General features: G+C 66.8%; 18 protein-coding genes. 7 read left to right on the forward strand and 11 right to left on the reverse strand.

Annotated features, from left to right (window positions below):
* Positions 1 to 44 precede the first annotated feature (44 nt).
* A complete protein-coding gene (locus tag C2138_RS02095; RefSeq protein WP_108515156.1) occupies positions 45 to 545 on the forward strand; it encodes a GNAT family N-acetyltransferase in 501 nt (166 codons plus the stop codon).
* Between the two features lie 58 nt (positions 546 to 603).
* Here the strand turns inward: C2138_RS02095 and C2138_RS02100 are convergent, their stop codons facing one another.
* The 3 genes from C2138_RS02100 to C2138_RS02110 are packed head-to-tail and all read right to left on the reverse strand — an operon-like array spanning position 604 to position 1,928.
* Entirely contained in the window at positions 604 to 1,050 is a 447-nt protein-coding gene (locus C2138_RS02100) for a MarR family winged helix-turn-helix transcriptional regulator (RefSeq protein ID WP_108515158.1), read from the reverse strand.
* A 54-nt stretch (positions 1,051 to 1,104) separates the two neighbouring features.
* On the reverse strand, positions 1,105 to 1,392 hold the full coding sequence (locus C2138_RS02105; RefSeq protein ID WP_108515159.1) for a GNAT family N-acetyltransferase: 288 nt from the start codon (positions 1,390 to 1,392) through the stop codon (positions 1,105 to 1,107).
* Positions 1,393 to 1,394: 2 nt separating this feature from the next.
* Complete coding sequence (locus C2138_RS02110) at positions 1,395 to 1,928, reverse strand: glutathione peroxidase (protein WP_108515161.1); 534 nt, start codon at positions 1,926 to 1,928, stop codon at positions 1,395 to 1,397.
* 142 nt (positions 1,929 to 2,070) lie between these two features.
* Here C2138_RS02110 and C2138_RS02115 point away from each other — a divergent pair, with 142 nt between their 5' ends.
* Together C2138_RS02115 and C2138_RS02120 are read left to right on the forward strand one after the other, a co-directional pair.
* Entirely contained in the window at positions 2,071 to 2,361 is a 291-nt protein-coding gene (locus C2138_RS02115; protein ID WP_108515163.1) for a hypothetical protein, read from the forward strand.
* 85 nt (positions 2,362 to 2,446) lie between these two features.
* Positions 2,447 to 2,758, forward strand: coding sequence for a TFIIB-type zinc ribbon-containing protein (locus C2138_RS02120; RefSeq protein WP_108515164.1), 312 nt, complete (start codon positions 2,447 to 2,449; stop codon positions 2,756 to 2,758).
* Between the two features lie 92 nt (positions 2,759 to 2,850).
* Here C2138_RS02120 and C2138_RS02125 read toward each other — a convergent pair whose 3' ends face one another.
* Complete coding sequence (locus C2138_RS02125; RefSeq protein ID WP_108515166.1) at positions 2,851 to 4,968, reverse strand: RecQ family ATP-dependent DNA helicase; 2,118 nt, start codon at positions 4,966 to 4,968, stop codon at positions 2,851 to 2,853.
* 220 nt (positions 4,969 to 5,188) lie between these two features.
* Between C2138_RS02125 and C2138_RS02130 the strand changes: the two genes are divergently transcribed.
* Both C2138_RS02130 and rraA read left to right on the forward strand, forming a co-directional pair.
* Positions 5,189 to 7,237 carry a diguanylate cyclase domain-containing protein gene (locus tag C2138_RS02130; RefSeq protein ID WP_159078107.1) on the forward strand — a complete coding sequence of 683 codons (2,049 nt, stop codon included), beginning with the start codon at positions 5,189 to 5,191 and terminating at the stop codon, positions 7,235 to 7,237.
* A gap of 155 nt (positions 7,238 to 7,392) precedes the next feature.
* Positions 7,393 to 7,896, forward strand: a complete 504-nt coding sequence (rraA, locus tag C2138_RS02135) for a ribonuclease E activity regulator RraA (RefSeq protein WP_108518691.1) — start codon at positions 7,393 to 7,395, stop codon at positions 7,894 to 7,896.
* An 8-nt stretch (positions 7,897 to 7,904) separates the two neighbouring features.
* On the opposite strand, the gene C2138_RS02140 is transcribed toward rraA, so the two are convergent.
* Entirely contained in the window at positions 7,905 to 8,315 is a 411-nt protein-coding gene (locus C2138_RS02140; RefSeq protein WP_108515169.1) for a DUF1330 domain-containing protein, read from the reverse strand.
* A 178-nt stretch (positions 8,316 to 8,493) separates the two neighbouring features.
* Between C2138_RS02140 and add the strand changes: the two genes are divergently transcribed.
* Positions 8,494 to 9,675 carry an adenosine deaminase gene (add, locus tag C2138_RS02145; protein WP_108515170.1) on the forward strand — a complete coding sequence of 394 codons (1,182 nt, stop codon included), beginning with the start codon at positions 8,494 to 8,496 and terminating at the stop codon, positions 9,673 to 9,675.
* Positions 9,676 to 9,726: 51 nt separating this feature from the next.
* Complete coding sequence (locus C2138_RS02150; protein WP_108515172.1) at positions 9,727 to 10,458, forward strand: GntR family transcriptional regulator; 732 nt, start codon at positions 9,727 to 9,729, stop codon at positions 10,456 to 10,458.
* A 605-nt stretch (positions 10,459 to 11,063) separates the two neighbouring features.
* On the opposite strand, the gene C2138_RS02155 is transcribed toward C2138_RS02150, so the two are convergent.
* From C2138_RS02155 to C2138_RS02180, 6 genes are all read right to left on the reverse strand, one after another.
* Positions 11,064 to 12,437 carry an LLM class flavin-dependent oxidoreductase gene (locus C2138_RS02155; RefSeq protein WP_108515173.1) on the reverse strand — a complete coding sequence of 458 codons (1,374 nt, stop codon included), beginning with the start codon at positions 12,435 to 12,437 and terminating at the stop codon, positions 11,064 to 11,066.
* A gap of 2 nt (positions 12,438 to 12,439) precedes the next feature.
* On the reverse strand, positions 12,440 to 13,567 hold the full coding sequence (locus tag C2138_RS02160; RefSeq protein ID WP_108515175.1) for an acyl-CoA dehydrogenase family protein: 1,128 nt from the start codon (positions 13,565 to 13,567) through the stop codon (positions 12,440 to 12,442).
* A gap of 75 nt (positions 13,568 to 13,642) precedes the next feature.
* Positions 13,643 to 14,560, reverse strand: a complete 918-nt coding sequence (locus C2138_RS02165; protein ID WP_108515177.1) for an ABC transporter permease — start codon at positions 14,558 to 14,560, stop codon at positions 13,643 to 13,645.
* Positions 14,547 to 15,668, reverse strand: coding sequence for an ABC transporter permease (locus tag C2138_RS02170; protein ID WP_108515179.1), 1,122 nt, complete (start codon positions 15,666 to 15,668; stop codon positions 14,547 to 14,549). The genes C2138_RS02165 and C2138_RS02170 overlap by 14 nt, the downstream gene beginning before the upstream one ends.
* Positions 15,665 to 17,164 carry an ABC transporter ATP-binding protein gene (locus C2138_RS02175; RefSeq protein ID WP_108515181.1) on the reverse strand — a complete coding sequence of 500 codons (1,500 nt, stop codon included), beginning with the start codon at positions 17,162 to 17,164 and terminating at the stop codon, positions 15,665 to 15,667. The genes C2138_RS02170 and C2138_RS02175 overlap by 4 nt, the downstream gene beginning before the upstream one ends.
* A gap of 21 nt (positions 17,165 to 17,185) precedes the next feature.
* Positions 17,186 to 18,271 carry a BMP family ABC transporter substrate-binding protein gene (locus C2138_RS02180; RefSeq protein ID WP_108515183.1) on the reverse strand — a complete coding sequence of 362 codons (1,086 nt, stop codon included), beginning with the start codon at positions 18,269 to 18,271 and terminating at the stop codon, positions 17,186 to 17,188.
* Positions 18,272 to 18,310: the final 39 nt, after the last annotated feature.

Below are 18,310 nucleotides of genomic sequence, written 5' to 3' on the forward strand. Positions count from 1 at the left end.
ACATACTTGGGGCAGTGCGGGGGTTGTCGCCTACGATTGGGCGAGTGCTCCCTCCCGATACCGCCCGGCTTCGATTCCGGCCCATGACTCCTCGCGACCTCGAGTTGATGTACGGGCTTTTGGGGGATGCGGAGGTCATGCGGTTCTATGCGGCGCCGAAGTCGCGTGATGGGGCGGCGGAATGGATCGCCTGGAATCAGAAAAACTATGCGGAGCACGGGTTCGGCCTCTGGATCGTCGAGACCCTCGCGGGAGACTTCGTCGGCGACTGTGGGCTGACCTGGCAGAAGGTCAACGGCATCGCCACGCTCGAGGTTGGGTACCACGTTGCTACCGCGTTGCAGGGTCAGGGCCTCGCGACGGAGGCGGCGGCGGCCTGCCGTGATTTTGCTCGCGAGCACTGCGATGTGCGCGAGCTCGTCGCCATCATCCATCCCGAGAATCGCGCATCCGAGCGCGTGGCGGAGAAAATCGGGATGCACCGCGTCGCCGACGATCTCGGTGGAAGCATCCCGGTTCGCCGAGTGCTGAGCATGGCGCTGTAGCTACCGGGTCACCGCTCGGCTAACGTGCGCCCGGCCGGAGTTCAGCGCGCTGGCGCTGTCAGTCGGAAAGCAGGGCTCGGGAGATTGCGCCGAGCTGATCGAGTTGCTCGGGTGTGAGCTTGTCGATGACGGCGGCGCGCACATTGCGCACGTGGCCGGGCGCGGCCTCGACGACTTTGGCCCAGCCAGCATCCGTCAGTCTCGCATTGGTTGCCCGACGGTCTTCGGCGCATTTGGTGCGCTGCACGTAGCCGCGCTTCTCAAGCCTGCTCACGACGTGGGAGAGGCGGGGCAGGGTGGCGTTGACCAGTTCGGAGAGCGCGGTCATGCGCATCGTGCGGTCAGGAGCCTCTGAGAGCATCGCGAGCACGTAGTACTCGAAGTGACTAAGGCCAGCGTCGCTCTGTAGTTGGCTGTCGAGCACTCCGGGCAAAAGCTCGACAACCGCGACGAAGCTCTTCCATGCGGCGAGCTGGCGGTCATCGAGCCAGGGAGTGTCGTCCATGGCCCCATTCTATCGATAGTTGACGCTTCAACTAATGGGCGTCGCGGGGGACTTCTACGTAGCCAGCACCGAGGCGCGCTCGGGATGCTCGTCGAACCATTTGCCCACGTACCAACACATCGGCACAACAGTGCGGCCAGCGGCTTCGACGTCGTTCACGGCGAACTCCACGATTTCTGCCGCGTGGCCTTGGCCGCGCCAGACCGGATTCGTGTAGGTACGGGTGAAGGAGACCCTGTCCCCGTTGACGGCGTAGTCGACCACACTCACGAGGTCGTTCCCCACACGGAGCGTGTAGCGCTGAGCATCCGGCTCGTGCCTGAGCTTCTTCTCTGCCGACATGGTTAGTTCGCGCCCTCGTCGGAGGCGTTCGGCGCGGGGGGAAGGTTCGCCTCGATCAAGTCCACGATCGCGGGGTCGTCGGGCTTGGTCGTCGGGCGGAACCGGCGAACTTCGCCACTCGGGAGCACAAGAAACTTCTCGAAGTTCCACACCACGGGGCCAGCGAGCCCCGACGGATCCTTGGCGCGGTGAAGCTCCGCATAGAGCGGATGCTTATGGCGGCCGTTCACCTTGGTCTTTTCGAACATGGGGAATGTAACGCCCCAGGTGGTCGAGCAGTATTCCGAAATGTCTTCTGAGGTCTTGAGCTCCTGCGCGAACTGGTTGCTGGGGAACCCCAGGACCGTGAAGCCTCGCTCGCCGTACTTTTTCTGCAGTTCTTCGAGCTGCTCATACTGCGGTGCTAGGCCGCAGCGGGAGGCGACGTTGACAACGAGCACTGGCCCGTCGGCGTAGTCGCCGAACTTCGCGGATGTGCCATCGATTCGAGTGAGGGGGATGTCGGCGAGATCGGCAGCGGTTGTGGGCTCGGTCATCTCTCGAGCATAGGACCGGGAGGTTCCAGAGCGAGAGCGTCCGAGCAGGTTATGAGCAGCTTCACGGGGGCCATGCCCGGGTTCGGCGGCGGCATCGGAATGGCGCGAAAACCGGCGCTGGGGAGGGGGATAGCGTTGGCGGATGCCCTCCTACCGCATCACCATAACCATCGGCGCGCTCAGGCCAGGGGTGAAGCCCGAGCAGGTGCTTCCGGCCGCGACTGAGGCCGCCGCGGCCATCACCACCGTCGAAGCCTTCGACCTCGGCATCGTGGCCGGGGCTCCGCGCATCGTGATCCGTTTCACCGCCGATGACGAGAGCGTTGCCCGCAGGGTGGCCGTGCACGTGATCCAGGCGACGCATGCGGTGGCGGAGGCTCTGCACCCCAAACTGACCCGCCGAGACGGAGGGCGCTGGTACGTCGTTCGCTAGCGCGTTGAGCGCATGCTTCCGTTCAGCAGCGCGCGGCTACTCTTTGATCGAACCGCTTTCGCGGCCAACATCGTTAGGGAGCCAAATGAAGTGTCCTGTTGACTCAACCCTGTTGACAATGAGCGAGCGCAACGGCGTCGAAATCGACTACTGCCCCGTGTGCCGCGGCGTATGGCTCGACCGCGGAGAGCTCGACAAGATTCTCGACCGTGCCGCTGCCGAGACCGGCCCCGTCCGCCCCGCCGCGACGCAGCAGACCTATGTCGATCCTCGCTATGGAGACCAGCTCCGTGGCGACCAGCTGCGCGGTGATCAGCGCCAGGCGCAGCAGCCCTATGGGCAGGCGCCGTATTACAAAAAGCGCAAGGACAGCTGGCTGAGCGAGCTCTTCGACTAGGCAAGCCGCCGCAGAAAAGGCTGTGCATCCACGGGGGATGCGCAGCCTTTTTTGTGGCCGGTTAGTATGTCGACGGACTAACCGGAATTGCCCTAGCGCACGACGGCGAGGGCAAAGGGGAGCACCCCGGCCGCACCGCTCTGACGCAGAGCCCTGGATGCCACCGTTATGGTCCATCTGCTGTCGACCAGGTCATCGATCAACAGAATCGGGCTGTCCGGCTTGGTCGCCGCGAGGCCGGCGAGATCGTCGGCGAGCGCATCCGGCACTCCGATGCGGCCCCACACGCCTGCGAGCCGATAGGCGCTATTGCCGCCGGGCTCGCCCTCTGGCCCACCCTTGAGGTACTCCAAGGAACCCAGGTGCGGCAGTCGACCCGCCTGCGACAGCCCAGCGGCAACCGACTCGATGAGCTGCGGGTGCCGCCGGGAGGGCATCGTGACGATCGCGGCCGGGCGCTCCTCCCATCCCCAGCCCGCGAGCACCCGAACGCACGCCGCGATGAGCGCCGCCGAAGCGGGAGCATCGGGGGAGCCGGGGGCAAAGAGTTCGCGCAGCGTGCCGCCCCAGCCCAGGTCCGTGAGACGGGCCAGAGCCCTGCCCTCAAGCGGGCGCTCGGCGGCAGCGATGCGCCCCTTGACGGGCAGCCCGAGCCGATCCGCCCCCGTGGGCCACTGCGCCCGCGGCTCGATAGCAACGCCAACCCGGTCGAGGGACGACGCCGCCGACGCCGCTGCATCCGCGGCGATGGCAGTGGGATACCAGGCGCCAGCGCAGTTATCGCACCGCCCACACGGGGCCGCTGTTTCGTCGTCGAGGGTGCGCTGCAAGAACTCCATGCGGCATGAGGTCGTGGTCTCGTACTCGATCATGTGCTGCTGCTCGGCGACCCGTTCCGCAGCGATGCGGGAGTAACGCTCGGCGTCGTAGGTCCACGGCTCGCCGGTTGCGACCCAACCGCCCTGCACGCGACGTACGGCACCATCGACATCGAGCACCTTGAGCAGGAGCTCGAGCGGGGTGCGGCGGATGTCGACCAGGGCCTCGAGGGCAGGCGTCGAGGTGGGGCGTTCGCGCTCAAGGGCGGAGAGAATGCGTTCAGCGCGGGCCTGATCTGGCATGGATGCGGTGGCGAAGTACTGCCAGATATCGCGGTCTTCTGTGCCCGGCAGCAGGAGAACATCCGCGTTTTCGGTGGCGCGGCCAGCGCGCCCCACCTGTTGGTAGTAGGCAACGGGAGAGGAGGGCGCGCCAAGGTGCACGACAAACCCCAGGTCAGGTTTGTCGAAGCCCATCCCCAGGGCGCTCGTGGCGACCAAGGCCTTGACCTCGTTGCGCTTGAGCATCCCCTCCGACTCCTCGCGCTCGCCCGTGTCGGTCTGGCCGGTGTAGGCGCGCACGGCATGACCGGCATCCCGCAGCAAGCGTGCCGTGTCTTCTGCCGCCGACACCGTCAGCGTGTAGATGATGCCGGAGCCGGGCAGGTCGCCCAAGTGACTGAGCAGCCAGCCGAGGCGCGTCTTTGAGTCGGGCAGGCGCAGCACCCCGAGGCGCAGGGATGCCCTGGCAAGCGGGCCGCGAATCGTCACGACCTCGGCACCGCCGAGCTGTTCGGCGATATCGGCGACCACACGACTGTTGGCCGTCGCGGTCGTTGCCAGCACAGGCACTCCGGACGGCATCTGGGCGATCAAGTCGCGCAGGCGCCGATAGTCGGGTCTGAAGTCGTGGCCCCAGTCGCTGATGCAGTGGGCCTCGTCGACAACGAGCAGCCCCATGCGTGCCACGAGCGCCGGGAGTTGCTGCTCGCGAAAGGTCGGGTTGTTGAGCCTCTCGGGCGAGACGAGTAGAACATCGACCTCGTCACGCTCGAGCGCGGCAACCACGTCGCCCCACTCGTGAGCGTTGGTTGAGTTGATGGCCACGGCCCTAACTCCGGCGCGTTCAGCGGCCGAGATCTGGTCGCGCATGAGCGCGAGCAGGGGTGAGACGAGAACGGTGGGCCCGCCGCCGCGCTGCCTCAGCAGCAGGGTCGCGACAAAATAGACCGCCGACTTGCCCCATCCGGTGCGCTGCACGACGAGCGCGCGGCTATGCCCGTCGACAAGGCTGGAGATGGCCTCGTACTGGCCCTCATGAAAATCGGCTGTCGGCGACCCGACGAGGGTGCGCAGAATCTGGAGGGCTGAGGTTCGGGTCTCGTCGGTCATCCCCCCAGCCTGTCAGGTGCCACCGTCATGAGCGCTGCACGCGCGCCTCGCCCGGCCAGACGGGCCGAGTAACCGGTCCGCCGCTTTGGGGGACGAATCACGAGGTCAGGCTCCGAATTCTCGGGGGGATGTGCAGTCGCACTGGGGGACAAGCGGACGACGCGCGCGGCGGCGCAAGCAGGATTCTTCGGCGGACCTTGGAGCTAGCTATAGTTCCACTGTGATACCCGATCATGTCGGTTCCGCGCACCCGAACGCGGAACGGACGAGATGGTCCTGGCCGTTCATCGTGGCGCCGGTTGCCCTCGTTCTCATCTACTCGCTGGTGTTTGTGGCGATCCTTTCTGACCAGGCCATGCGCGAGCGCGCCGAGCTGGCCATGGAGCAGCAGGCGACGGTCGAGACCACAGTGCGCGGGCTCGAGACCCGGCTCGATAGCCTGGGTAGCGATGTGCTCGTTGCCGCGGCAGCCCCCGCAGTGGTCCAGCTCGCCGACGGCCGCACCGAAGAGTCGCTGCAGCAGGCAGCCGAACTGTTCGTCGCCTTTGTGTCGAAGAAGCACTCCATCCAGGAGCTTCGCTACATCGATGAGCAGGGGCGTGAGGTGCTCGTGGTGAAAAAAGCCGAGGGTGGGGGAATTGCCCCGGTGCCAGAGCATCAGCTCGCCGACTGGTCAGACCACTACTCATTCCAGGACACCCGCACCCTTGCGGTCGGCGATGTTTATGTCTCGCCTCTCGATCTCAGGGTCGAGGACTCGGAGATCGTGGTTCCTTGGCATCCAACGATGAGGCTTGCCACTCCCGTCTTCGACAGCGAGGGCGCTCGACAGGGTCTCGTCGTCATCTACGTCGACGGTGCCCAGTTCTTGGAGCGCTTTCGCGAATCCATGAGTGATAGCTCGCTCCCGATTATGCTCAACGCCGATGGCGGATGGCTCGTCGCCCCGGACGGCCTTGGTGAATTCGGCTTCGCCCTGGGTGACGAAAACGGCTTCGCGACGAGCAGCCCCGAAGCGTGGGCAGCCATCAGCGCAGCCGAAACCGGAGAGGTCAGCGGGCCCGACGGCATTTATGCGTATGGCACGGCGCACCCCTCGCACGTTGGCGTGCGGCTCGCCGGCGATGAGACCCACGGGTTCAACCACGCGCACGACGACCTGTGGAAGATCGTGGCGTGGATGCCGTCGGCGATGCTGCCGTCGGCCAGCATCGTGCGCGATACCGCCACGTTCGCCCTCTACGTTGCTGGCCTCGTCGTTCTGCTGGCGCTCGGCACCTACGCAGCCCAGATGACGGTCGTACGCCTGCGTGTGAGCCGCTCTGAGGCCGACACGAAGCTGAGGCTCGAAGCCATCCAAAACACCCTCGGCGAGGGTCTGTTCGTGATGGACACCCGGGGAACCATAACCGACGTCAACCCCGAATGCGCCCGGCTGCTCGGGTGGCGGCGTGAGGAAATGATCGGGCGCGACGCCCATGCCCTCTTTCACGCGCATCCCGATACCGAGTCGACTTCGGCGTTTTGTCCCATGCGGGCCGTCGCCACAACGGGAATGACCTTCAGGAGCAACGACGAGGTGTTCGTGCGCAAGGACGGATGCCTCATCCATGTGGGGGTGAGCGCGGCGCCGTTCACGGTGAACGGTGGGGTCACGGGCGCTGTCGTCACCTTTCGTGACATCACTGAGATCCGTCGGTACCAAGAAGAGATCCGGCAGCTCGCGTTTGTGGACGAGCTCACGGGGTTGCCCAACCGCCGGGTGCTCAATGACCGACTCGAGCAGGCCATTGCGATGGCCGATCGGCACGGCAACGGTCTCGCCGTGATGTTCGTGGATCTCGACCGGTTCAAGTCGGTCAACGACGTCCACGGGCACGAGGCGGGGGACGCGTTCTTGCGCGAGATCGCCGACCGCCTCAGTGCGAGCGTGCGGGCGAGTGACACCGTGGTCCGGCAGGGCGGCGACGAGTTCGTGGTGTTGCTGCCCGAGGTGAGCGACGCGTCAGAGGCGGAGGTTGTGGCCCGCGCGATCCTGGCGGCGTTCGAAACGCCTGTCACCGTTCTTGGCATCGAACTTGATGCGTCGGTGAGCCTCGGAATCGCCCTCTACCCGGAGCATGGAACCGACGCCGATGCCCTCATGGCCGAGGCGGACGCGGCGATGTACGGCTCCAAAGAGGCAGGACGCACACGCTTTTGCGTCAGCGGAAACGAGCCGGTACATCCCGAGCCTGCTCAGCGAGGTCCCGTCGCTGCCGTTCGCTAGCCCTGCGCGAACCGTGCCTTACGCGAACCGTGCCCCTCGCCGGCCGTGCGCTGCGCGACGCAAGAATCGGGGTTCTTGGGCAGGTGAGAAGAACGTGCGGCACCGAGATCAGTAACGCCTTTCGCGTGCTGCGCCCGGTGATTAGCGTTGCCGTCATGACCGAAACCGACAGCAGCCTTGCCGACACGACCGCCGATTTCGCTACGGCTGACCTCTATGACGTGCACGAAGATGCCCTGCAGTCGGTGAGCCTTCAGCTTCTCAACCTGGGGGGCAAGCCGCGCTTCACCGGCAGCATCCGCACCGTTCGCTGTTACCGCGACAACGGCATCGTCAAGGCGCTGCTCAACTCGCCGGGCGACGGCAGCGTGCTTGTCGTCGACGGCGGCGGCTCCCTCGACTCTGCCCTGATGGGCGATCTCATCGCGGCGGCGGCGGTGCACAACGGATGGTCGGGAGTCGTGATCAACGGTGCGATCCGCGATCGTGTGGCCATCGGCACGCTGGAGCTGGGCGTCAAAGCGCTCGGGAGTAACCCCCGCAAGAGCGCGAAAGCGGGGGAGGGCCAGGTGGACGGTGTTGTGGAATTCGGCGGCGTGATCTTTGTGCCCGGCCGCACGCTGTGGAGCGACGAAGACGGCATCCTCGTCGAGCGGTGATGCGGGCGTTATCGCGTTAGCGTCACGATGAGACGCGAGTCGGCGAGAGCCGCGGTGCGGTGCACGGCCGCCTCCTCATAGGACGGGTCGGTGACCATGGCCACAAACTTCTCGATCGACGGGTAGCGCACGAGCAATACCTGATGCCACTGCTCGTCGACGGGGCCGATGAGCGTGCCGCAGGATTCTGCCATGACGACAACCTCGGCGCCGATGTCGGCGAGGTGCTTGCGAGCGTGACGGCCATAGGTCGCATAGGCCTCTGCGCCGCTGATGGTTACCGGCTGGTTCGCGTACTGCGCCGGATACTCGGCCGTCTCGCGAAAGCGCAGCAGGTTGAGCATGTCGAACGGGGTTGCGGGCGGCATGGTGCCGAGCACCGATCTGAGCTGATCCGGGTTGATATCGATGTAGGCCATAGAGTCTCCTGCTCGTCGCTGAGGTGGGGGCTTCGGGACTGCGACCACGCTAGGGGAGACTGGGTCGAGCACGCGGCACTTGTCGCGATTCGCGCAGCACAACGCCGTGGCGGCCTCGGCTTTTGTACAGTCCGACTGCGACGCGATCTGCAACTTGTTGACAAGTTCTAGGATGATCATGGGCGCCCGCGTGCGCCCCATCCGTTCCAGCGAAACGAGAGACGGCCACACCGTGACCACGACACCGACCGCCCCCGCCCAAGCGCACGTCACCCCGGGGGCGAAGCGCGTCGACGAAGAGACGATTCGCTCGATACCCAAGGCCGAAGTTCACGTGCACCTTGAGGGAACCTTCGAGCTGATCGACCTGATCGAGCTGGCCCGCGAATCCGGGGTGCCCCTTCCCGGGCCGGCGGCAACGCTGTTCGACCTCGGCACCCACTTTGCGCCAGACACAACCGACACGATTGACGCGGGCTCGGGGGTCGGCACGGGCGGGCTTTCGGCCTTCCTCCGCTTTCTCGACTGGCAGTGCGGTCTCATCCGCACACCGCAGCAGGCCTCGGCCCTGGCCTATCGGTTCGCCGCCCGGCAGAGTGCTTCGGGCATCCGCTACACCGACGTAATCGTCAACCCCACCCACTGGTCAGCCTGGCGCGGACGAGTCGGCGATCTGCTCTCTGCGCTCGCCGAAGGCTTCGACGAGGCCGAGCGTGACGGGCTGTGCGTGATCAACATCGCCTATTCCCTGCTGCGCACACAGAGCCAAGACGAGGCCACGACCATCGCCCGCTGGCTCGTCGAAACCCGACCCTCCCGCGTAATCGCGCTCTCGGTCGACGGAGACGAGCGCGTGGCGGGTCGCACCGCAGAGAAGTTCGCACCCGCCTTTGACATCGCCCGAGACGGCGGCCTGCGGCGCACAATCCACGCGGGTGAATCGAGCGGTGCGGAGGGTGTGTGGGATGCGATCCGGCACCTCCACGCCGAGCGCATCGACCACGGTGTGCGGGCCATCGACGACGACGAGCTCGTAGCTCACCTGGCCGAGACGGGCATCCCGCTCGACGTCTGCCTGCGGTCGAACCTCACGCTTGGGGTCTACCCCGACCTTGCGTCGCATCCGCTCGCAGAACTCATGCGTCGCGGCGTCACGGTGACCGTGAACACCGACGATCCTGCGCCCATCGGCACACGGCTCGAGAACGAGTGGAGCCTCGCAGCCGATGCTTATGGCTGGGGGCTGCCCCAGCTCATCGCGCTCGCCCATGCGTCGGTTACCGCCAGCTTCGCCCCGGATGCACTCGCAGCAGAACTGCACGAAGCAATTGACGCGCGGGCGCTCGCCCTTGGCGTGTAACGCGCGGGCATTCTGCCGTGCGCGGGCCGGCCGGCCGCTAACGTTGTGCGCATGACCGACGACGCTCCCGACGAACTCGAGCGCCTGCGCCGCGGCGTGCTGCGCATTGCCCGGGAGGCCGATGCCGCAGCCGAGGCGCTGCCGGGCGAGAACGAGCTGGCCAGAAGGCTCGGCGTGAACCGGCCCCAGGTGCGCAGGGCCCTCGCACTTCTGGAGCAACAGGGCATTGTGCGGCGCCAGCAGGGGGCGGCCACGACCGTTGACCCCGTGGCGCTGCGGATGGGCGTGCGCCTTGAGGAGCAGACGGAACACAGCGAACTGCTCGCTCGGTTGGGTTACACCCCGAGCGTCGAGCTACTGGACTCGGCGATCGTCGACCTGCCCACGTCGCTCCGGCGCAACCTGAGCCCCCGCGTTCCCGGCCGCGCGCTGCGTGCCGTCAAGCGCTGGCGGGCGGACGGTGTGGCCGCGATGGTCGCGGAGAACCACCTGGCGCTTCGGGACGGATTCGACGGCGACCTCGACCCCGCAGCATCCGTCTTCGAGGCGGCCGCCGAGGTGTGGGGTGAGGAGCTGCTCTGGGAGATCGCGACCCCGGGCCTGCAAACGCTGGACGGGGATGCTGCGGCCAGGCTTGAGCTCGAGCCAGGGTCGCCCTGCCTCACGCTTGAGATCATCGGTGTCGTGCGCAGCGGGCTTCGCGTGCTGCACGCGTTCGAGTGGCACCATCCGTCGATCGTGCGGTACTCGCTCGTGCGCACGATCCCCGCGCCCTGGCGCTGACGCGGCCGCTGACGCGGCCGCTGGCGCTGGCCGCTGCCCGCTGGCCGCTGGCGCTGGCCGCTGGCGCTGCCGCTGCCGCTGCCGCTGACGCTGCCAGCTGACGCTGCCAGCTGACGCTGCCAGCTGACGCTGCCAGCTGACGCTGCCAGCTGCCGCTGCCAGCTGCCCCGCGCCCGAGACATCCCGCCGAGACATCCCGCCGAGGGGTCCCATATGCGTGCTCACAACCCGCGCGAAGGCACATTTCGGACCCTTCGGCGGAGGGGGTGGAGCCCGTCTGCCGAAGGGTCCGAAATGCGCGCTCGCCCCGCCCGCGAAGGCTCTTTTGGGACCCCTCGGGGCTGGGGCTGGAGCGCTTCGGCAGAGGGAGAGGGAGAGGGAGAGGGAGAGGGAGAGGGAGAGGGAGAGGGAGAGGGAGTGGAGCGCTTCGGCGGAGGGGGTGGAGACCGTCTGCGTCGAGGGGTCCGAAATGGGTGCTCGGCCCGGCCGCGAAGGCTCATTTGGGACCCCTCGGTGGCTGCCGCTGGGACCCCTCGGCGATGGGGGTGGAGCCCCCGCACGGATGCCCGAGGCCGAAGCCCCGGGCATCCGATCTGCGAAGGAGGCTACTCGCCGAAGGCGGCGCGGCGGATCGCCTTAGCCGGGTGCTCGTCCGGCAGCTGCGGGCCGTTGCCGAAGACCTTTTCGCGCAGGGTTCCCGGCGCGTACTTGTCCTGCATGATGCCGCGCTTCTTGAGCACGGGAGCGACGTGGTCAACGAAGTCCTCGAAGGTGCCCGGCGACGTCACGTACTGCACGTTGAGGCCGTCGACTCCGGCATCCTGCCAATCCTGGATGGAGTCGGCGATCTGCTCGGGCGTTCCGACGATGCGCAGGTTGCCGTACCAGCGAACGAGCTCACCGATCGTGTAGTCGGAGCGCGGCGACATCGCAATGAGGTCCTTGACGATGCCGGCCTGCCCCTCGGGGCGCTTGGCGATCTCGAAGATCGGTTCCTTGGGGTCGTACTGGCTGAAGTCGTGGCCCAAGAAGACGCTCTGCTTGGCGAGGTTCGCCTCGATCGACTGGAACTCGGTGATCTCCTCGTGAAGGCGCTTGGCTTCTTCCTCGGTGCTGCCGACGACGAAGCCGAGGATGGCGAGCAGCTTCACGTTGTCACGGCTGCGGCCAGCCGCCTCTGCTGCCTTACGCACATCGTTGACGATCGGCGCGGCATCCGCTGGTGTGAGCGAGTTGATGAACAGCGCTTCGGCGTTGCGACCAGCATAGGCACGGCCCCGCGGCGAGACACCGGCCTGCACGAGGAACGGTGTGCGCTGCGGGCTCGGCTCGCTCAGGTGCGGGCCGACGACGTCGTAGAACGGGCCCACGTGGTTGATCTCGTGGATCTTGGCCGGGTCGCTGTACTGCTGCGTGGCCTTGTTGCGCAGAACCGCGTCGTCCTCCCAGCTGGCCTCCCACAGCTTGTAAACAACGTCGATGAAGTCCTCGGCGCGCGCATAGCGGTCCTCGTGTTCCGGCAGTCCGCCGAGGCCGAGGTTGCGGCCCGCGCCCGGCAGGAACGTCGTGACGATGTTCCACGCAATGCGGCCACGGGTGAGGTGGTCGAGCGTCGACATCTTGCGCGCGAACGTGTACGGAGGCTCCTGCAGGATGTTCTGCGTGAGCACAAAACCGAGCTCCTTTGTGGCATATGCCAATGCGGGAATGAGCTCGCCGGGGTCATTGATGGGGAACTGCATCCCGCTCTTGACGGCCATTGCGCGCGAGTTGGAGAACGCCTCGTAAGGCGCGAGCACGTCCGCAAAGAAGAGGGTGTCAAAGTGACCACGCTCGAGCAACTGTGCGATGTCGACCCAGTAGTTGATGTCGTTGTATTCGAGCTGGCGGGAGCCCGGCCACGCCCACATTCCCTGGTCGTGGTGTGACGCGGAGAAGATGTTGAAGGCGTTAAAGATCATGCGGTTGCGGTCGGCCATGATCATGCTCCTTCTGTGACGTTGAGCACGTGCTTGCCGATTTCGCCCGCGAGCACCTCGGTGGAGTAGGCCATGAGCTGCCCCGCCTGGGCGTTGCGCAGGTGGCGCTGGATGGGCGACGACTTGAGGAATCCGGATGCTCCGCCGATGCGAACGGCCAGCTGGGCGACCTCGACCGCGATCTTGTTGGCGAGGTATTTGGAGCGGCTGAGGTTGATGAGCGCGTTGTAGTCGCCCTGATCCGCCTGCCACAGCGTCTGAAAGACGTAGGCGCGAACGGCCTCGAGGCGGGACTGCACGTCGGCGACCTCGAACTGCACCCACTGCTGGTGAGAGAGCGGCTTGCCCATGATCATGCGGTTGGTGGTGTGGTCGACGATCGACGCGAGCGCGGCATCCGCAACTCCCAACGAGATGAGCGGCAGACCGGCGGGCACGGCAGCGAAGTCGCCGGGGCCGAGCGCACGACCGCGATCCTCATGGCGCAGGAGGGTCTTGTTGAACGAGAGCAGCTGGCTGCGGGTGGCGCGCAGACCGAGCGTGTCCCAGATCGGGATGATGGTGACCGACTCGTCGGGCTTGACGGCGAAGAACGCGGGGGCGTCGTCGACGAGCACGTTGACCATGAGGTAGTCGGCCATCTCGCTGCCCGAAACGAAGCGCTTGGCGCCGTCGAGCTGGTAGCCGCCCTCGACCTCGTCTGCCGCCTGCTGCGGGTTGAGAAAGCGGTTGCCGCTGGTCGGCTCACTCAGCGCGTTGGCGAAGTGGCGGCCGGCCAGGAATTCGTCGGCGTAGAAGGAACCCTTGGTCTCGGCGGTGAGCTGTGAGAGGCCGACACCGGCACCGGAGTGCATCGTCCAGATCGTGGCGACCGAGGGGTCGGCCTCGGCAAGCGTGCGCACGATTTCGCCGTAGGCGACATAGCTCAGGCCCTCGCCGCCAACGTTCGCGGGCAGAACGGCCTTGTTGAGGCCGGCCTCGTGCAGTGCGGCGAGCGCCTCGCGGGGCAGCTCGGCCTTGTCGTCACGTTCGGCGGCCTGCGCGGCAATATCCGTCGCTAGCTCGCGCACGGTGGCGATGTGGGCGGCCTCGCGGTCGGCGATGGGGAAGGGGGTGGGAGAGACGGGCATGGTGCGGTTCCTTTTGTGAGCGTGGATCTGGTCTGACGTGGAGTGGTGGGGAGGAAGGGCTTTCGGATGCTGCGGCTAGGCGATCGCGACCTGGCGGCGGCTCTTGGCCCAGCGTTGTCGTGCGGTGACGCACAGCACGAACAGCGTGGCGAGGTAGGGGAGCGCCTGGTAGAGCTCCACAGGCATGCCGAGATTCTGGGTCTGGGCCAGCAGCGAGAGCGAGTTGAACACGGCGAAGAGCAGCGCTCCGGCCAGCAGCCCCCACGGCTTGAGCCGCGCGATGATCACCACGGCGAGGGCGATGAAACCGCTGCCGCCCGTCATTCCCGGTGTGAACGTGCCGATGCTCGACAGCGGGATGGATGCCCCGGCGAGCCCCGCGAAACCGCCGGCGATGATCGCCGCGATGGTGCGGTAGCGGCGCGGCGAGATTCCGCGCGTTATGGCGACTCCTTCGTCGTCGCCGACCGCGCTGAGGCGCAGGCCGAACCGTGTGTGCTTGAGCACCCACCAGGAGGCAGCGACCAGCGCGATGGAGAGGTAGAAGAGGATTCCGGCGTCGGCGAGGCCCCGCCCGATGAGGGGGATATCGGCGAGGAACGGGAGCGAGACGACCGGCTGGGTCGGCGCGCTTTGGTTGTTGCTGCCGGCGGGCGCGAGGATTTGGTAGAGGGCGATGCTGAGCCCTGCGCCCAGCAGCCCGATCGCGATTCCGACGATGATGATGTCGGCTTTGCCCCACGCGGTCGCGAGGCCGAGCACGAGGCCGAGCACGGCCCCGGCGATGATTCCCGTGAGCAGCCCCAGCCAGAAGCCGCCCGTGAGCGACCCGATCACGCCGAACACGGCGCCGACAAGCATCATGCCCTCGATGCCCACGTTGAAGCCGCCCGTGCGTTCGAGAAAGATTTCGCCGAGTCCGGCGAGCACAACGGGCGCGCACAGGGTGAGCGCTCCGGCGATCACGACGGCCCAGAAATCAAGCGGTGCCATGCGTGACCTCCTCGCTGATTCTCGACGGTGCGGGGGCGGCCTTGTGCTTGACGAGCGGCGCGGCGATCACGAGAGCGGCAGCGAGAAGCAGCACTCCCTGAGCGACGGTGCCGATCGAGGCGGGGGTCGTCCCCGTGGCGATCTGCACGCCCGTCGCCCCTGTCGTGAGGGAGGCGTACACGATTCCTGCAATCACGATACCAACGGGGTGCCCCCGGCCGAGTACGGCCACGGCGATACCGGCAAACCCCACACCGGCACTCACGCCCGGCTGCAATCGTTCGTCGACGCCGGCCAGCTGCATCCATCCGGCAAGTCCAGCAGCGGCTCCCGAAACCAGCATTGTCGAAAGCACGGCCTTGGCCGGGGTGAGCCCGAGTCGTGCCGCTAACACGGGCCTCTGCCCGTATACGCCGATGAGAAAGGCGCCTCGCCCCCGGCTCCACCACAGGGCGAGGGCAACAATGATCACGACGAGGATGATCCCGGCGTGCAGGCGGCCGGGCAGCGGCAGCTGCGGCAGCAGAAATGACTCGGGCAGCGGGGCGCTCTGCGGGGTTGCGGAGCCGGCAGGGTTACGGAGGGATGTTCGCAGCAGGTAGGTCAGCAGCAGCGCGGCGAGATAGTTGGCGAGAAGCGTGAAGAGAATCTCGTTGACTCCCCAGCGCACACGGGCAAGCCCCGGGAGGAATGCCCAGGCTGCGCCTCCGAGGGAACCGCTGATAGCGCCGAGCAGCAGCCCGACGCCGAGCGGCACCGCGTCTCCGATCGAGAGCGCAACGACCGTGGCGACGATCGCGCCCACGATCATCTGTCCTTCGGCCCCCACCGTGATGACCCCGGCCTTGAGGGCCGCGGCAACCCCGATGGCTACGAGCACGAGCGGCGTGGCATAGGCGATGGTCTGCACAACGTTGTAGCCGGTGCCGAATGCGCCCTTGAACCAGCCGCCCAGAGCGACGCCCAGGTCGCCGCCCGAGGCCGCGACGAGCGCGGCAACGACCGCAATCGCGGTGATGGCATAGATCGCCACGATCAGTCGCGACGGCTTGCCCTCTGGCCGCAGGGCGGAGCGCAGCGCCCCGACCACGCGACTCTCTTGTGTCATGCCGATGCCTCCTGAGTGAGACCCGCCATGGCCCGGCCGACGCGGTGGGAGTCGAAGTCGGCTGTCTCGAATTCGTCGACGATGCGTCCGTGTGAGACCACCAGGATGCGGTCGGCCAGTTCGCGCACCTCGTCGACGTCGGCAGAGAGCAGCAGCACGGCGGTGCCGTTCGCGGCGGCGGTTGCGACCTCGCGGCGGATCGCCCCGGCCGCGTTCAGGTCGAGGCCCTGTGTTGGGCCGTGCAGGATCGCCACGGCCGGGGTTCCGTCGAGTTCGCGCCCGACGAGAAGCTTCTGCTGGTTGCCGCCGGAGAGCGATCCGGCCAGCGCGTGGGGGTTTCGCGGGCGCACATCGTGTCGCTCCTGCAGCCCCCGGGTGAAGTCGGTGATGGCTCGCCACTGCAGCACACCGCGGCGGCTGAACTCTGGGTCTCGAAGGCGCCGAACGATCGCGGAGGTCGTCACGGGGGCATCGGGTACAACAAAGTCGCCGCGCACTTCGGGAACGTAGGCGACCCCTGCGCTGGCAGCAGCATCCGCCCGTCCCGTCACGTCGACGCCATCGACGGTCACGGTGCCGCGGAGGGGTCGGATGATTGCTGCCGCGGCATCCGCCAGCACGTTCTGTCCGTTGCCAGCGACGCCGAGTACGCCGACGATCTCGCCGGAACGCACCGTGAGGTCGACGTCGATGATCGCGGCGGAGCCCGCGCCGCGCGCGGTGAGGCCCGAGATGACGAGCCGGTCGCGACCGCCGCAAAAGGCGGGCCGCTGTTCGACGGCGGGCAGTTCGCCAACCATCGCCTGAACGAGTTCGGCGTCGGTGAAATCGGCGACGGAGCCGGTCAGCGTGACGACGCCGTGCGAGAGCACCGTCACGTCGTCGGCCACCTGGCGCACCTCGTCGATGCGGTGCGTAATGAGCACAACCCCGACGCTGCCGTCCGCGAGGGAGCGAACGTGCTCGAACAGTCCGCCCGATTCGTAGGGCCCGATGGCCGACGTCGGCTCATCGAGCAACAGGATGCTCGCGCCCTGGGCGAGGGCGATCGTCAGCTCACCCAGTTGGCGTTCGGCGAGGCCGAGTTCGCTCACGGGGCGGTCGATCGTGATCGCGAGGCCGGCATTCTCGGCGGTGCTGCGCAACAGACGAGATGCGTCCCGCCGGCGGGCGAGCGCGCGGGGCTGGGTGAGGATGAAGTTCTCGGCGAGGGTCATCTCGCCGATCAGGCTGAGCTGCTGGGGAACGAGGCCGATGCCCTGCCGAATGGCCGCCGCTCTGCCGCCCAGCACGACCGCGTCGCCGCCGACCGTCACCACTCCGGAACTCGGCTGTTCGAGGCCCGAGAGAATCTTGATCGCGGTCGACTTGCCGGCACCGTTCTCGCCGACGAGCGCATGGATGCGCCCCGGCTCGACCGTGAAGGTGACGTCACGCAGCGCCTGGGCGCCTCCGAAATTCTTGGAGACGCCCAGGAGCGAGAGTGGTGCGCGCATGGCGTGGTGCCGGTGTATTCGTTAGCCGACGGAGGGGATGGTGACCTCGCCGCTGGCAAGCTGCGCGGCGAGTTCGGAGACGAGCGTCTCGATGTCGGAGGGCAGCTCGGGGGCGGCCTTCACCAGGTTGAAGTCGCCGAGCACCAGGCCCTCGTTGGCGATCGTCGAGGTGTAGGTGTAGTTGCCGAACTCGCCGGCAACGATTCGCTCGACAGCCTCGGCCAGGGTGGGGGTCCAGTCGATCTTGACGACGCCGATGTTCACGGATGACGCGTCGGAGCTTGTGGCGTTCGAAGCGCCGAACGTAGCGACCCCGCCTGTCTTCGCGGCAGCGATGACACCGGAGGTGAATCCCTCTGCGCCCGTGATGATGAGCTTGGCGCCCAGATCGATCTGAGCCTTCGTGGCCTGGTTGGCAAGCTGCGGGTCTTCCCAGCTGCCCGTGAAGATGGGGGCGAGCTCTTGCGCTGAGGGGTTAGCATCGGCGAGGCCGATCGACAGGTACTCGTACGACAGCTCGTTGAACGGCGCGAGCTCTCCGTCGACGACGGCAACGGGCGAGAGGCCAGACTTGCCGGCGACCCAGCCGCTCAGGTAGCCGACCTCCTGCGTGGCATAGGTCCAGGTCTCGACGTTGTCGGTTGCCTTGTCGAGGATGTCGACGGCTCCCGTGGCGATGAAGTTGGTCTCGGGCAGCTCTTCTGCGACCTTGAACACCGAGTCGGAGAAGCCGAGGCCCCATCCGATTACGAGGTCATAGCCCTCTGCGCCGAACTGGCGAAAGATGGGCTCTGCATCGCTCGGGTTGTGCACCGACTCGCGGATCTGCACCTCGATGTCGCCGCTCTCGGCAAGCGCGTTGACGGCGTCGGCGGCGTACTGGTTGAAGCCACCATCGTTGGCGAGTCCGCCGAGCACGACGGCAACCTTGACGGTGTCGTCGCCCGTCGCGGACGAGTCATCCGCTGTGGTGGTGGAGCACGCAGCGAGCGAGATGAGCAGGGGTGCTGCGAGCAGAGCTAGGGGAGCGCGGAGCTTCATGGGGTTGGGCCTCTCGGATGCTGTGAACGCTGGCATCTGCTCGGCGGAGTCCTGCTTCGCCCACACATGTCAACAAGTTGGTTCACACTATGGGCAGCCGTGAGC

It is taken from the genome of Salinibacterium hongtaonis (genome assembly GCF_003065485.1).
In the GTDB taxonomy this organism is placed as follows: Bacteria; Actinomycetota; Actinomycetes; order Actinomycetales; family Microbacteriaceae; genus Homoserinimonas; species Homoserinimonas hongtaonis.